The sequence below is a fragment of the Polaromonas sp. CG_23.6 genome (genome assembly GCF_029892315.1).
Taxonomy (GTDB): domain Bacteria; phylum Pseudomonadota; class Gammaproteobacteria; order Burkholderiales; family Burkholderiaceae_C; genus Polaromonas.
On sequence record NZ_JARXUY010000001.1, the window covers coordinates 1,976,345 to 1,990,784 of the forward strand.

The following is a 14,440-nucleotide window of genomic DNA, read 5'->3' on the forward strand; positions in this document are numbered from 1 at the left end:
CATCATAGGCAAACCCGCTGACGGGGCCTTCCTGAAAACCCGCAGGCCCTGTCACGACCGGGACCGTAGAATCAAAGCATGAAAATCCTGATCTGCAACGACGATGGCTACCAGGCCAGCGGAATCGTGGCGCTTTACGAAGCGCTGAAAACCATTGCCGATGTCGAGGTGGTCGCCCCAGAACACAACAACAGCGCCAAATCCAATGCCTTGACCTTGCACACGCCGATGTATGTGCAGACGGCGGCCAACGGCTTTCGCTACGTCAACGGAACGCCCGCCGACTGCGTGCATATTGCCCTGACCGGTTTGCTCGGCTACAGGCCGGACCTGGTGGTGTCGGGCATCAACAACGGCGCCAACATGGGCGACGACACGATTTATTCCGGTACCGTCGGGGCGGCCATGGAAGGCTATCTCTTCGGCATCCCGGCCATCGCCTTTTCACAAACTGAAAAAGGCTGGGCGCACATCGACGTGGCGGCGCTGCAGGCGCGTAATCTGGTCCAGCAGCTCATGCCTTCACTGGAAGCTGTGGCCGAAGGCGCGCAGCCGAGCGTTCCGCCCTGGCTCCTCAATGTGAACATTCCCAACTTGCCCGCCGGGCAGGTCGAGGGCTTCAAGGTCTGCCGGCTGGGGCGCCGCCATGCGGCCGAGCGTGTCATCATGCAGACCAGCCCGCGTGGCGAGACCATGTACTGGATTGGCGGCGCCGGCCAGGCCAAGGAAGCCGGCGAAGGCACTGATTTCCATGCCACCGCGCAGGGCTACGTGTCCATCACGCCCTTGAAGGTGGACCTGACGGACCATGAACGACTGCCTTACTGGGCACAGACAGCGGCCAAGCTGAGCCACAAGCACTGAAAAAGGGATACGCATGAAGTCACCGCTGAAGCCGCCCCTTGATTCCACGGGAAAACTGTCTTCTGCTGGCGTCCGCCCTGCGTTTCCGGTGCAACTTCATCCCGACAGGGATAATCCGTTTGCCGCAAAAAAAGTAGCAATAGCTGCCCGTGCTACGGGCGCTTCAGGCCTTAATGAACTGAGAAGGGCGTTTCAGCCGGGGGCTTCGAGCGGATTGGGGCTCGACTCGGCGGTGCGCGCACGCATGGTTCGCCGCCTGGCCGAGCAGGGTGTGGTTGATGTGCAGGTGCTGGCCGCCATGGGCGCCGTGCACCGGCATCACTTTGTCGATACCGCGCTGGCCAACCTGGCCTACGAGGACACCAGCCTGCCGATCGGCTTGGGCCAGACCATTTCCAAGCCCAACGTGGTGGCGCGCATGCTCGAATTGCTGCAGCAGGGCGTTCATGATGCCAGTGGCAGGCTCGGCCGGGTACTGGAAATTGGCACCGGCTGTGGCTACCAGGCGGCTGTGCTCAGCCACCTGGCGACCGAGGTCTACAGCATGGAGCGCCTGCGCGGCCTGCACGAAAAAGCCCGGGAGAACCTGCGAACCCTGCGCCTGGCCAATGTGCATCTGCTGTTTGGCGACGGCATGAACGGCTTTGCCAAGGGCGCGCCTTACGCCGCCATCATTGCCGCGGCGGGCGGCGAGGCGATCCCGACGGCGTGGACCGAGCAACTTGCCATCGGCGGGCGCCTGGTCGCGCCCCTGCAGGATGCCAGCGGCGCACAGGCATTGGTGGTGATCGACAGGACATCGCAGGGAATTCGCCAGACTTTACTGGAGGCGGTGCACTTTGTCCCTTTAAAATCAGGAGTCGGATGAGCTGGGCTGACATGTCATGCCCGGTGCCAATCAGGCAATGGTTAAAGATGAAGGAATCAATGAGCAACAGCACCTGGTCGTATCGCATGGAATCTTTTCCTGCTTCTGAACCCCCCAAGCGCACCGGCTGGACTTCGCGCCTGGCGCTTCCCTGTGCGGCCGTCGCCGCCTTGCTGCTGGTGGTCGGTTGCGGATCCCGCACGCTGAACAGCGCACCGGTCGAGGACCGTGGAACCGGCATGATGCGGCCGGCCGACGCGGTCAAACCCATGCCCGGTGCCGAGAACGCCGGGAAACCGGGCTACTACGTGGTCAAGCCGGGCGACACCATGATCCGCATCGGCCTGGAAAATGGCCAGAACTGGCGTGATGTGGCCCGCTGGAACAGCCTTGAAAACCCGAACCTGATCGAAGTTGGTCAGGTGCTGCGGGTGGTACCGCCGGTCAGCGAAAGCGCTGCAGTTGTGACCCGGCCGGTTTTGCCGGGAAGCGTGGCCATCACACCGCCCACGACCGCCACGGCTGTGCGACCGGGCTCTGCCGCGCCCACGGGAAGTGACGAGGACATTGACTGGCTCTGGCCAGCGCAAGGAACGCTGGTGGGTGGATTTGACGAAGCCAAGAACAAGGGGCTGGACATTTCAGGCAAGTCTGGCGATCCGGTGGTGGCGTCAGCCGATGGCCGCGTGGTGTATTCGGGCTCTGGTCTGCGCGGCTATGGCAACCTGATCATCCTCAAGCACAACAACACCTTTTTGACAGCCTACGCGCACAACAAGCTGCTTTTGGTCAAGGAAGACCAGACCGTCAAGCGCGGTCAGAAAATTGCCGAAATGGGCAACAGCGACGCTGACAAGGTCAAGCTGCATTTTGAAATCCGCCGCCAGGGCAAGCCGGTCGATCCCGCCAAATACCTGCCAGCGCGCTAAGCCGCTGAAGTCTGAAAAAAGGAATCAAGCCTTGGCCTGGTTCCTTTTTTTGGTTAAATATCCTTCTTGCGCTTGATGCGCCTGCATTATTTGCTATAAAAATATGAGTAAATGGTGGACGGCGATGCGCCGCAGTCTGCCTCAGATGTGCACCAGTTCCTCGCAGCTGTAGCCCTTGAACGCCAGTAAATCGAATCTGTGACCGAACGGATCGGCCAGACCGCCATCCGTCTGCAGTTGCCGCGATGTCCAATAAAGGGATGCTGCAGCCTGAGACAATGCAGGATGACCGAAAAGACGCAAGACCCTCTCATTCAACTGCCTTCCGAGCCCAGGGAATATCCGATTGACCTGCTGACCGTCGAATCGCTCGACATTGAAGCGCAGGGCATCGCCCACCGCGCCGACGGCAAGGTGGTGTTCATCGAAGGCGCACTGCCTTTCGAGGTAGTGACCGCCAATGTATACCGCAAGAAAAGCAGCTTTGAAAAAGCCACGCTGCTGGTGGTGCACCACGAATCGTCCCAGCGCGTGCGTCCGGCCTGTCCGCACTTTGGCATGCACACCGGCGCCTGTGGCGGCTGCAAGATGCAGCACCTGCACATCGGTGCGCAGGTCGCCGTCAAACAACGCGTGCTTGAAGACAACCTGCGTTTCATCGGCAAGCTGAAAGCCGACAACCTGCTCCGGCCGATTGAGGGCCCCGCCTGGCGTTACCGCTACCGTGCGCGCCTGTCGGTGCGCTACGTGCGCAAAAAAGGGACCGCGCTGGTCGGTTTTCATGAGCGCAAGAGCGCCTACGTGGCCGACATGCGCGAATGCCATGTGCTGCCGCAGCATGTGAGCGACATGCTGCTGCCGTTGCGCGGGCTGATCAGCAGCATGGATGCACGCGAAACCATTCCGCAGATCGAACTGGCCTGCGGCGACGATGTGACGGCGATGGTGCTTCGCCACATGGAGCCGCTGAGCAACGGCGACCTGGCGCGGCTGCGCGCCTTTGCCGGCGCGAACCCGGGACTGCAGTGGTGGCTGCAGCCAGGCGGGCTGGACACGGTGAAGCTGCTTGACGAGGTGAGCCTTGAACTCAACTACGGCCTGCCCGAGTTCGGCATCACCATGCCATTCAAGCCGACCGATTTCACGCAGGTCAATCCGCACATCAACCAGGTGCTGGTGTCGCGCGCGCTACGCCTGCTGGACGTGCAGCCGAGCGAACGGGTGATTGACTGGTTTTGCGGCCTGGGCAATTTCACGCTGCCGCTGGCGACCAAGGCGCGCGAGGTGCTCGGCATTGAAGGCAGCGAAGTGCTGGTTGCCCGCTCGCGTGAAAATTATGAGCGAAACAGGCCAGCTTCGCTGGTGCGGCCCGCGCTGGCAGCTACCAAATTTGTAGCGCGTAATTTGTTCGAGATGACGCCGGCCATGCTGGTGCGGGACGGCGCTGCCGAAAAATGGCTGGTCGATCCGCCGCGCGAAGGCGCGTTCGAGTTGTTCAAGTCGCTGGCCGCGTTGCACCAGCAGATCGTGACCGGCGTGCCGTGCGATGACGGCGTGCATCAGCAAAGTCTGGCGCTGGACGGCTGGACGTTGCCCAAGCGTATCGTATATGTCAGCTGCAACCCGGCCACGCTGGCGCGCGATGCCGGCGTTCTGGTCGAAAGCGGTGCCTACCGCTGCACGGCGGCGGGTGTGGTCAACATGTTTCCGCACACGGCGCATGTCGAGTCGATGGCGGTGTTTGAACGCATGGAACCTTGAAACAGCCGCAGACATGAAAAAAGGGCCTAAAAAGGCCCTTTTTTGTATCCGTATCAAAAAGCTCAGTCGCGTTCGCCGCCCATGATGCCCAGCAGGGCCAGCAGCGCCTGGAACACGTTGAAAATGTCCAGATAAAGCCGCAGCGTGGCGCTGATGTAATTGGTTTCGCCGCCGTCCAGGATCTGCTTCAGGTCATACAGCATGTAGGCGCTGAAAATGCCGATCACGGCCACTGAAATGGCCATCATGCCGGCGGTTGAGCCGACAAACACATTGACCACGGCGCCTACCATGACCACCAGTGCGCCGACGAACAGCCACTTGCCCATGCCGGAAATGTCGCGTTTGATGACGCTGGCCAGCGTTGCCATCACGAAGAACACACCGGCCGTGCCACCCATGGCCGTCATGATCAGCTGCGAGCCGTTGCTGAAACCTAATATCGCGCCAATCATGCGTGACAGCATCAGCCCCATGAAGAAGGTAAAGCCCAGCAGCACAGGAACACCAGCGGACGAATTCTTGGTCTTTTCGATGGCGTACATGAAGCCGAAAGCCCCGCCCAGGAAGACAATCAGACCCAGTCCGCCGGTCAATGCCTGCGTGATGCCTGTGGCCACGCCCAGCCAGGCGCCTGCCACTGTGGGCAGCAGGCTCAGCGCCAGCAGCCAGTAGGTGTTGCGCAGTACCCTGTTGCGCTGCTCGGCCGACTGCTCGACTCCGCCGTAGCCGTAGGTCCGTACGTTGTCAGTCATAATTTCCACTCCTTTAAAACCCGCGTGTGCGGGCGATGCATCCATTTTATGGGCCAAGCCGATTTTTCCCAACCATTGGACCCGTGCAGCTCCTACTATTTGTAAGGGCTCTTTTGACTGTATTCGAGTCAATGGCACTGTCGGGGTTCCCCAAATATGCGTATGCTCGACACCTTTTACAAAAACTACGGAAAGTACCCTCCCATGAAATCCAAATCGCTGTTAGATCATGCCGACATCAAGGCCATTGCCGCCGCTGCCGAAGCCGAGGCGCTGAAGAACAACTGGGCCGTGACCATCGCGATTGTCGATGACGGCGGTCACTTGCTGCATTTGAATCGCCTTGATGGTGCCGCACCCATTTCGGCGCACATCGCACCGTCCAAGGCCAACACCGCCGCGATGGGTCGCCGCGAAAGCAAGGTCTATGAAGACATGGTCAATGGTGGCCGCATGTCCTTCCTGTCAGCACCCCATCTGGCTGGTCTGCTCGAAGGCGGCGTACCCATCATCAAGGACGGCCACTGCCTGGGCGCCGTAGGCGTCAGCGGCGTGAAGTCGAACGAGGATGCCCAGATTGCACGCGCCGGAATTGCTGCCATCGGTCTGTAAAAGCGCAGATCACTGCCGGTCAGGCTACACGCCTGACGGAAAAAAGCCGACGCAATGACCGTCGGCTTTTTTTGTGTCCGTGATGAAATCATTGTCTCTTTGCGGTAAAAAAAGCCTGGCTATTCGACCTGTTCAAGGTCCGTGGCTGGCAAAAACGACCTTGGGGCAGTTAGCCCGGATCGTCCCACGATGAAACTGGTTGAAATGAAAATGCAGGGAAGTGCTGTCCTCTTCTATTTGGTCAGGATCAGCTTGCCCAGGCGCGTGGCCTGCAGGCGGTAGGTCGAGCCGTTGTGGCTGATCTCGACCGTTTTTTGCCCACGCAACAGCTCGGTGCTGTCCACGCAGACCGAAGGCGAACCGGCTGCCTGAGGGCTTGACGCCTTGCCTGCTGTCATGGCGCCCGGGTGCTGGTCTTTGCTGGCGGGGTGGAATGGCGTTTTGTACATGCAGACTCCTCAATTCTTCGGTTCGGTAATGAAGCCGATCTTGCGCAATCCAGCTTGTTGCGCTGCCGCCATGGCCTGCGCCACGCGCTCGTAGCGTACCGCCTTGTCGCCGCGGATATGCAGGTCAGGTTGCGGATTCTGCGCTGCTGCAGCCTTTAACCGGGGCGCCAGCGAGTCGTCGGCGATTTTGTTGTCATTGATGTAATAGCTGCCATCGGCATCCACGCTGAGCCTGACCGTTTCCGGCTTGACAATCTCCTGCTCGTTGCTGGCGCGTGGAAGGTCGATGTTGACCGAATGCTGCATAACGGGTACGGTGATGATGAAGATGATGAGCAGCACCAGCATGACGTCGACGAGCGGCGTCATGTTGATCTCGTTCATCACCTCGTCGGTGTCGTCCTGGGTTCCAAAGGCCATGGTTAGCTCCCTTTTTTCATGGCCAGGACGTTGGCGGCGCCAGGATTGCTGACCCGGGCGCCGGTGACGAAGTAGGCATGCAGGTCATGGGCAAAGCGGTTCAGCTTGCCGCTGACCGATTTGTTGCCGCGCACCAGGGCGTTGTAGCCCAGCACGGCAGGAATCGCCACGGCCAGTCCCAGCGCCGTCATGATCAGGGATTCGCCGACCGGGCCGGCCACCTTGTCAATGCTCGCCTGGCCGTTCAGGCCAATCGCCAGCAGCGCGTGATATATACCCCAGACCGTGCCAAACAGGCCGACGAACGGCGCGGTGGATCCGACCGATGCCAGCACGGCCAGACCGGACTGCATCCGGGTGGTGATGTCGTCAATGGAATTGCGCAGGCTGCGGGAAACCCACTCGCTCAGGTCCAGTGCGTCATGCAACTGGGGCTTGGCATTGCCATCCTTGTGCAACACGTGGGCCGTGGCCTCGCGTCCTTCCAGGGCCAGCAAGCGAAAAGGATTGGCCGGGTCAGCGCCGAACTTGGACAGGCCATCGGCAAAGTCGGCGCTGTGCCAAAAGCTTTCAGTCGCCTTGGCCTGGGCAGAGAGCCGGCGCACGTCCAGCGCCTTGGTGATGATGACGATCCACGAGGCCAGCGACATGAGCAGCAGCAGCACTGCGACGCTTTTGGTGACGATATCGCCTTGTGACCAGACATTGGCAAGGCCGAATTGGGTTTCCATTGACTTAGCTACTCCAGGGAATTAATTATTCAAGAACAAAATTGATGGGCACGTTGAACCACATTTCCTCTGCCACGCCACCGCGTTTGCCAGGGACATAGCGCCATTTGAGGGCGGTATTGAGTGCCGTTTGGTCAAGGCGATCAAAACCGCTGGACTGGCGAAGTTCAGCTTTTCGAGGTGTGCCGTCGGTACCAATCAGCACGCGAACAATGACCTTGCCTTGCTCGCCCAGGCGCTTGCTGAGCGCAGGGTAAGGCGGTTTCGGGTTTTGCAGGTAATCGGCGTTGCTGGAAGGCAACTGGACGCTGGGCGGCCCGGGCGCGGCAGTGGCAGGCGCGGCTTGTGCTGCAGCCGCTTCCATGGGTGCTGGGGTGACTGCAGGGGCGGGTATGAAGCTGCCAGTGGGCGCGTCGGGCGACGGAGTCGGGTCGGCCATGGCCAGCGGCTGTGCTTGTGGCCGAGCCACTGGCTTGGGAACGGATTTTTTCTGTACCGGCGCTGGCTTGACGGGTCGCGCTGGCGCAGCAGGCGGCGCAGGGGGTGCGGGTGGCGCAGGTGGCGCGGGTTCAGGCTGGGGCTGGGGCAACTCGATCAGTTGCGCCAGCACCTCGACCGGCACGATCAATTCGGCCGTGCGCAGCAGCAACCCGCTTTGCAGCGCCCAGATCAGCCCCACATGCAACACCACCACGGCCACAGCAATCACGGCAGTGCGGCTCAGGCGCGTCGGTGGCTTGGGGGGATCGTAGGGAGAACCTGAGAAAGTAGCGTTCATTAAAAATTGGTTTTCAGGGGAAGCCATGCTTCACTGGACCACCAGTGTTCAACAAGCCGTGGACAGGTCTAGCGGCGAAAAATCCACCATGCAAAGCCAATCACCAGGATCAGGCTGACAGGCAGGATTGAGATCAATTTGGCTGGATGTTCCATGACAGAGTTTGCGCAATGTCTGCAGCCTGCGAAATATTGGCGCTTGGGCAGGTACCACTGCACTGCGCCACCACATCGCGGGCGCTGCCTTCGCACCGGCCGCACTGGGTGGCCACGCCGAGCTCGAACTGGATGTCGTCAAAGCCCATGCCGGCACGTGCATGACGGGCAATTTCACGGTCAGAGATTCGACGGCAGACACAAATAATCATGATGGATAAATGAGTTGGCAGGCTGATGAACAAGGAATGAGGTTTAGTATAAATGCGAATCGATCTTATTTGCAATAGCCTTGAATTTTGTTGGCTGCTTTTTTGTATCCGGGTTGAATTGACAGTCTGCTCAACCTGGAACAAATTCTTGCTTGAGCAGGCCTGCAGCCCAGCGTCAAGCTATGCCTTGCGTGAAGACTTCGGCATCAATGTCCAGTGATTGTCCAATCGGACCGTGTCTGGGCTCAGCGTGAGGGTTATGTTTGCCGCCTTGGTTTCGCCGATGGTCCACAAGGCCTCATCCTGGCCGCCCGCCCAGCAGCCATCCTCCACCGTGGCAACGGCGCAGGCATGGGGCAGGGCGACCAATTCGCGCCACGAACCGTCGTTGCCAAACAGGGCAACGCCATTCGCCCGCGGACAGCCCACTGCCCAGCCGTCTTGCATGGCACAAATGGCGCCGCCATAGCCCGCAAGGCTGGTGGTGGTTTGCACCGGTTTGAGCATGGTGCCGTCAAACAGGGCCAGCACTGGCGCCCGATTTTTTTGCGCGGCGTTGTCGTGCTCGGCCTGAAGCGCGATGCCCAACAGCGGATTTTTCCCAGCCGGTGCGCTTTGCCAGGCCAGATGCCGCAGGCTCAAACGCTGGTCCGCCAAGCGCCATTGGCCAAGCAGTGCGCCGCTGGCGGCATCGAGCCTGACCAGAGAGGAGTCCATCTGGTCAAGGTCAAGTTTCGCGCGTCCTGTTTCGGGCTGCGTCAGAACGCCGCCGTTGGCCACCATCAGCGTTGCGCGACCCGGCTCGCTCGTGTCCCACAGCAACTCGTGCGCATCAATGCCGAAAGTCGGCCACTCGTCCAGCTTGTGCAAGGAACGTGCATCCCTGACGCCCACCAGGCCGGCGCCAGTTTCCAGGTTGGTCTCGGTGGTGGAAAAGCCGTTTGCCATCAGGGCTGGCAATCACATGCCCATTGAAGGCCCGGCTCGATTCGATCCACTGCCATTGCTCCGGCTTGCTGCCACCGGGCGACCAGCGCAGCAGCCAGTCGCCGGGCCGCCGGGCCACCACCAGCACATTGTCGTCCGCCAGAGCCAGCAGACCGTGCGCCCGGGTCGGCACGTCAATCGATTGTGCGGCGCGCATTACGCCCTGCGTTTGCGCTGCCAGCACGCCAATCCGGAAAACGTCAGCGCTTTGCCAGGCGGCAACAAGCCGGGCGGAAGGTTGCGAACTGGCGCCGTGCGTGGCGGCGCCGGTCAGCCATGGCGCCAATCCCAGACTGCCCAGCATGCGCAGCATGTCACGCCGGGCGGTCATGGCCTAATCTCCGTCCGCATCCGAAAAGCCCATGCCAATGTCCAGTGCAGGCGCCACCTGGCCCTCTGTTACCCGCTTGAGCGCGGCCAGCGAACGGGAGGCGTCCAGCACCTGCGGATGGCCGGGTGCACGGCTGCCAGCCAATTTTTGAATGCGTTGGTTTGAGTGCTGCGTTGCGGCCAGCAATGCGTTGGCCACCGGGTTGAGGCCCATGCCGCGCAGGTAGGTTTCCAGCGGCACCAGACCCCGCCCCAGCGCAGGCGCTTCCTTGCCCTGCAACACGCCCAGCGCTTGCAACGACTCCCATTGTGCCGTCCAGCTTTGCACTGTCTGGCCGCTGGACGCGCGGGGCCACTCGGGCGCTTCCTTGTCGCCAGCCGCGCGCAGCGGTTTTTCCATTTGCGCCCAGCGCAAGCGTTCCACGCCGCCTGCCCACTGGTTGACCAGTTCACTCATGCCGGCCGCCACTGTTGCGAGCTCGGCATTTTGCCAGTCGGTTGCCGCCAAAGTCTTGAAGTCCTGCTGCAAGGCCAGCGCTTCACGCTCGATGTCATGTGCCACTTCCACGGCATAACGGCAGGCGGCAGAGCCGGGCGCGACCGGACGTGTCCAGAGCAGCCATTCGAGTGCTGGCAAACCCTTGCCGGGCGTTCCGACCAGTTCCATGGCTTGCGGCCCGACCGGTGCGGACTTGATCGCCCGTTCAATAAGCGCCGGGCGCGTCGGCGAGAAGTCGATTTGCCGCTGAGAGCGGCGTGTGATCAGTGGCCCGACAGCCACTGCCGAAAGCCGCTCCCAGGCATGGGTGGTGGCCTGCCATTGCCCGCGTGCCACTGCCTGTGCCTGTGAGGCGGGCGATGCGGCTTCGCACAGCGCCATGACCGCCACCGGCAAAGCCTGTGCTTCTCGTGCAAAGTCGTCAGACCGGGGCAGCGTCCAGTACTGGTGCAGGCCTTGCAGGACGTGGGTGGGGCTGTAGGCCGGAACCGCCACTTGCGACCAGTTGGTCTGCGCCATGGCCGATCCGCTGGCGAACAGGCCTAAGCCAAGCGTCAGCGCCAGGACAGGCTGAATTAACAATTTCATAAGGATTCCACGAATTTAATCAGCGCTTCACGCTGGGATTTGTTGAACTTCAGCACCTGCTGCTTGCTCTCCTCAGCCTCGCCGCCGTGCCACAGGATCGCTTCAAGCGTGCCGCGCGCGCGCCCGTCATGCAGCAGCCGGTTGTGGCTGTTGACATCCTTGATCAGGCCAATGCCCCACAGGGGTGGCGTTTTCCACTGGCGGCCGCTGGCATGGAAGTCGGGGCGGCCATCGGCCAGACCGTCGCCCATGTCGTGCAGCAGCAAGTCGGTATACGGCCAGATGCGCTGGCCGTTCAGCGCTTTGCTGGTCAACTGCGCAAAAGGTCCGGCCGCAGTGACGTAACTCGGCCGGTGGCAAGCGACGCACTGGGCCTGGGTAAACAGTTGCTGGCCGCGCACGGTTTGGAGGTCTTGCGCGTTGCGCCGCGCCGGCGGAGCCAGCGTGGCCTGGTAGAACACCACGTCGCCCAGCGTCTTGTCATCGATTTCCGGGCCTTCGCCCTGCGCACCGCGTGGTGCCTGAAGGCAGTCGGTTTGAGTCGGGGTGCAGCTTTCGTCGGGCGCGTGTGACGATGTGATGCCGACATCGCCCCGGAACGCAGCAGCGGTCTGGTGCGCAATTGTGGCCACATTGGCCTTCCAGCCAAAACGGCCCAGCATTTCCCGTTGGGCAAACTCGTCCCATACGCGATTGACCTGGCCCTTGATCGGGCCGGGCGCCGCAGCTTGTCGGGCTGCATTGCCCAGAATTTCCGATTCTGCAATCGCTTCGAGCAGGCCGACGCCAATGATCTGAGGCGCGATGCGCGGCCCGATCATCACGCCCGGCTGCATGGGGCCGTAATTCAGGTGGTCGAAACTGTAGGCTGGCTTTTGCAAGGTGTAGCGGGTGCCATCGGCAAAATGGCCGGTGACCGGCGTGTGGCGAATCACGACGCTGCCTTCGGGCTTGACGCCATGCACCGCCGCATTGTTGAACTGGTCGCCGTACACCGGCTCAGGCACCACGCCAACCCGAGGGTCAGCTTTTCCGGGCACCGACAGGCGCATCAGCAGTCCCACCGCCGGGTCTGCCTTGACCAGCTGGTTGAAGATTTGCGGCGGCTCGCCCCGGCCGTCTGTCACATGGCAGCCACCGCAAGACCGTGCGATGAAGTGTGGCCCGAGTCCGTCGCGCGCCGTCGTGGACGCAGGCGCTTCGACCCAGTTGCGCTTGAAAAACGAGTTGCCAATGACAAAGCGCGTGCGCTCCTCGTCATCCAGGTTGGCCGCCGGAAACGAAAAGGCATTGCGCCCGGTGGCATAAACCGTGGTGTCGCCGCCGGTTCTTTCATCGTCCAGCGGTTTGGCTGCGCTGCTCCCCAAGGCAATTGCAAGCCCGACGCTGCTGCACAGCAGCGCCGCGGCAAAACGTTTTCCAGTCATGGTGCTCGGTGTTATTTTGCGGGCGCACTGATTGCAAGCCGGGTGATGCCCAAGGCCTTGGCTGATGCGGCCAGGTCCTTGCTTTGCTGCGTCAGGCTGTCGATGGTGTTCTGGATGCGCAGGCGGCCCGGTGCCTCCTTGGCACCAATGATTTCACGGTCAAACGGCGCCTGGATGGCTTGTGCCGCCAGGACCGATGCGTTGATCCGCTGGGTCGTCTGCCCGGCCAGCGCCGGGTCCTTGGCAGCGACCAGCTCGCGCAAGGAGGCGCCCTTGAGCAGGCTGCCGTCGGCGCGCTTGTATTCCCCCATCCAGACGTTCTGGATGCCCAGGGCGTTGTTCACCACGTCGCGGTGGGTGTTGTCGGAAAAGCAGGAATGCTCGTCTTCCTGGTCCTGGCTGTTGATCGCCACTTCCAGACGTTCACCGGCCAACTCGCCGCGCGAGAGCGAGCCCAAGCCCAGCAGCATCTTGCGAACCGATTCCTGGCCGACTTTTTCAAACTTGGCGCGGTAGTTGTTTTTAACGCCAGGCGCCCAGCCCTTGGCCACACCGCCCAGATCGTCGGTCAACAGGTCCGTGACCACCGTCAGGTATTGGCGGCGGCGGTCGGCATTGGGCGCCTTGCCATCGACGAAATCCTCAAAGCTGCGGTCGCCCGGTCCGGTGTCCGAGACATCCTGGCCCCACAACAAAAATTCGATGGCGTGCCAGCCGGTGGCAATGTTTTCTTCGCCGCCGCGCTCGTTTTGCGCCGACAAGTTCTTTTTGCTGATGACGAATTTGCGATTGCTGATCAGGCCACTGTCGGGCTTGCCTTTTGTGCCATCAACATAGGATTCGTCCATGGGCCAGGCGTTGATTCGGCCTTCGGGGCCGTTGGCGTCGTCAATGGGACCGCCATAAAAGCGAAAGGCTTCGGTCTGGCCGTAGAACTCGCGCGCCGCCAGCCAGGTCTTGCGCGCCGCCGCCAGGGTGTCGGCAGAGGGTGATTTGACGAAAGCGGCAATCGACTGCTGCATGGTTTTCGTTGCCGCCAGGGTGTCGGCGTAGCTGGCATTGACCAGGACTGCATAGTTCGAGGCGACGGTATTGAACGACGCCGCGCCCACCGACGCGTTGACGGCTGCAGGTGCGCTGGCCGTCTGGGCCAGGACGGCCTGCGAGGTGCCAAGCAGCGCCATCAGGCTGGCTGCGATCACGAGTTGCTTCATCTGGTGTCCTCTATAAATACGATGGATTAAAAAATAATTGCGAATGAGAATTATTTTTATTCTAATACTAGGGCCGGACTTGGATGTTCAACTTGGCGCGCAGCGACGCAGGCAGTCGTCCAAGCGTCACGCATTGCCATCAAACATCGGCCCACATGCGCAACAGGTTGTGATAGCAGCCGGTCAGCTTGACGACCTCGCTGCTTTCGGCGCTGCCGGGCGCGGATTGCGCCATGTCTTTGCGCCGGAGTGAAGTGATTGCCATGTCCATTTCGTACAGCAGCCTGCGCTGCGAATCGGCGCGAACCATGCTCTCTATCCAGAAAAAGGAGGCCAGCCGCTCGCCTCGCGTGACGGGCTCCACCCGATGCACCGATGTGCCCGGGTACATCACCAGGTCGCCCGCTTCAAACTTGATGCGCTGCTCGCCATAGGTGTCCTCCACCACCAGGTCACCGCCGTCGTAGCTGGCCGGGTCGCTCAGAAATAGCGTGCAGGAAATATCGGTGCGCACATGGCGCGCTGTGGCCGCATGGGTGCGCACGGCGTTGTCGATGTGTTTGCCAAAGTGGTTGGTGGCATTGCCACCGCCGTAGCGGTTAAACAGCGGCGGGTAGACTGATTTGGGGAGCGCGCCGGTCACGAACATCGGGTTGCGGGCCAGTGCCATGGAAACAAGGTGGCGAGCCTGCTGGGCGGCCGGCAGCTCTTCTGAAAGTTGAAGGTTGTTCTTGACGGAACTGGACTGGCTGCCGGCGGTGATGCGGCCATCAGACCAGTCTGCACCGAGGATGAGGTGGCGGACTTGTGCGAGTTCGTCAGGCGCAAGGACTTGTGGAATGCGAAGCAGCATGTGTAATT

Annotated in this window: 17 protein-coding genes; 5 read left to right on the top strand and 12 right to left on the bottom strand. The window is 61.3% G+C overall.

From position 1 onward, the window contains the following. The first annotated feature begins 78 nt into the window (after positions 1-78). The 4 genes from surE to rlmD all read left to right on the top strand — a co-directional run bounded on the left by surE (position 79) and on the right by rlmD (position 4,422). Positions 79-864: a 5'/3'-nucleotidase SurE gene (gene surE, locus H4V98_RS09340; RefSeq protein ID WP_196862753.1), complete on the top strand. Its 786-nt coding sequence runs from the start codon at positions 79-81 to the stop codon at positions 862-864. Positions 865-877: 13 nt separating this feature from the next. Next, entirely contained in the window at positions 878-1,732 is an 855-nt protein-coding gene (locus H4V98_RS09345) for a protein-L-isoaspartate(D-aspartate) O-methyltransferase (RefSeq protein WP_231374646.1), read from the top strand. A 59-nt stretch (positions 1,733-1,791) separates the two neighbouring features. Then, entirely contained in the window at positions 1,792-2,661 is an 870-nt protein-coding gene (locus H4V98_RS09350; RefSeq protein ID WP_196862752.1) for a peptidoglycan DD-metalloendopeptidase family protein, read from the top strand. 285 nt (positions 2,662-2,946) lie between these two features. Further along, positions 2,947-4,422: a 23S rRNA (uracil(1939)-C(5))-methyltransferase RlmD gene (rlmD, locus tag H4V98_RS09355; protein WP_196862751.1), complete on the top strand. Its 1,476-nt coding sequence runs from the start codon at positions 2,947-2,949 to the stop codon at positions 4,420-4,422. Between the two features lie 62 nt (positions 4,423-4,484). Here the strand turns inward: rlmD and H4V98_RS09360 are convergent, their stop codons facing one another. After that, entirely contained in the window at positions 4,485-5,177 is a 693-nt protein-coding gene (locus H4V98_RS09360) for a Bax inhibitor-1 family protein (protein ID WP_196862750.1), read from the bottom strand. A 204-nt stretch (positions 5,178-5,381) separates the two neighbouring features. Between H4V98_RS09360 and H4V98_RS09365 the strand changes: the two genes are divergently transcribed. Beyond that, a complete protein-coding gene (locus H4V98_RS09365; protein WP_196862749.1) occupies positions 5,382-5,789 on the top strand; it encodes a heme-binding protein in 408 nt (135 codons plus the stop codon). Positions 5,790-6,022: 233 nt separating this feature from the next. Here H4V98_RS09365 and H4V98_RS09370 read toward each other — a convergent pair whose 3' ends face one another. The 11 genes from H4V98_RS09370 to H4V98_RS09420 all read right to left on the bottom strand — a co-directional run bounded on the left by H4V98_RS09370 (position 6,023) and on the right by H4V98_RS09420 (position 14,432). Next, the gene (locus tag H4V98_RS09370; RefSeq protein WP_196862919.1) at positions 6,023-6,187 is read right to left on the bottom strand and encodes a hemin uptake protein HemP; all 165 of its coding nucleotides are present in this window, start codon (positions 6,185-6,187) and stop codon (positions 6,023-6,025) included. A gap of 60 nt (positions 6,188-6,247) precedes the next feature. After that, complete coding sequence (locus H4V98_RS09375) at positions 6,248-6,658, bottom strand: biopolymer transporter ExbD (RefSeq protein ID WP_196862748.1); 411 nt, start codon at positions 6,656-6,658, stop codon at positions 6,248-6,250. A 2-nt stretch (positions 6,659-6,660) separates the two neighbouring features. Beyond that, positions 6,661-7,389: a MotA/TolQ/ExbB proton channel family protein gene (locus H4V98_RS09380; RefSeq protein ID WP_196862747.1), complete on the bottom strand. Its 729-nt coding sequence runs from the start codon at positions 7,387-7,389 to the stop codon at positions 6,661-6,663. 25 nt (positions 7,390-7,414) lie between these two features. Beyond that, the gene (locus H4V98_RS09385) at positions 7,415-8,167 is read right to left on the bottom strand and encodes an energy transducer TonB (RefSeq protein WP_196862746.1); all 753 of its coding nucleotides are present in this window, start codon (positions 8,165-8,167) and stop codon (positions 7,415-7,417) included. 133 nt (positions 8,168-8,300) lie between these two features. Then, positions 8,301-8,534, bottom strand: coding sequence for a (2Fe-2S)-binding protein (locus H4V98_RS09390; RefSeq protein WP_196862745.1), 234 nt, complete (start codon positions 8,532-8,534; stop codon positions 8,301-8,303). Between the two features lie 180 nt (positions 8,535-8,714). Further along, on the bottom strand, positions 8,715-9,482 hold the full coding sequence (locus H4V98_RS09395; RefSeq protein WP_255532138.1) for a DUF1513 domain-containing protein: 768 nt from the start codon (positions 9,480-9,482) through the stop codon (positions 8,715-8,717). Then, entirely contained in the window at positions 9,367-9,852 is a 486-nt protein-coding gene (locus H4V98_RS09400) for a DUF1513 domain-containing protein (protein WP_255532137.1), read from the bottom strand. The genes H4V98_RS09395 and H4V98_RS09400 overlap by 116 nt, the downstream gene beginning before the upstream one ends. A 3-nt stretch (positions 9,853-9,855) precedes the next feature. After that, positions 9,856-10,938 (bottom strand): imelysin family protein, encoded by a 1,083-nt coding sequence (locus H4V98_RS09405; protein ID WP_196862744.1) that lies wholly within the window; start codon positions 10,936-10,938, stop codon positions 9,856-9,858. Continuing rightward, the gene (locus tag H4V98_RS09410) at positions 10,935-12,365 is read right to left on the bottom strand and encodes a di-heme oxidoredictase family protein (protein ID WP_196862743.1); all 1,431 of its coding nucleotides are present in this window, start codon (positions 12,363-12,365) and stop codon (positions 10,935-10,937) included. Before H4V98_RS09410 ends, H4V98_RS09405 begins: the two co-directional genes overlap by 4 nt. 11 nt (positions 12,366-12,376) lie before the next feature. Further along, the gene (locus tag H4V98_RS09415) at positions 12,377-13,579 is read right to left on the bottom strand and encodes an imelysin family protein (RefSeq protein WP_196862742.1); all 1,203 of its coding nucleotides are present in this window, start codon (positions 13,577-13,579) and stop codon (positions 12,377-12,379) included. Between the two features lie 139 nt (positions 13,580-13,718). Continuing rightward, on the bottom strand, positions 13,719-14,432 hold the full coding sequence (locus H4V98_RS09420; RefSeq protein ID WP_196862741.1) for a Fe2+-dependent dioxygenase: 714 nt from the start codon (positions 14,430-14,432) through the stop codon (positions 13,719-13,721). Positions 14,433-14,440: the final 8 nt, after the last annotated feature.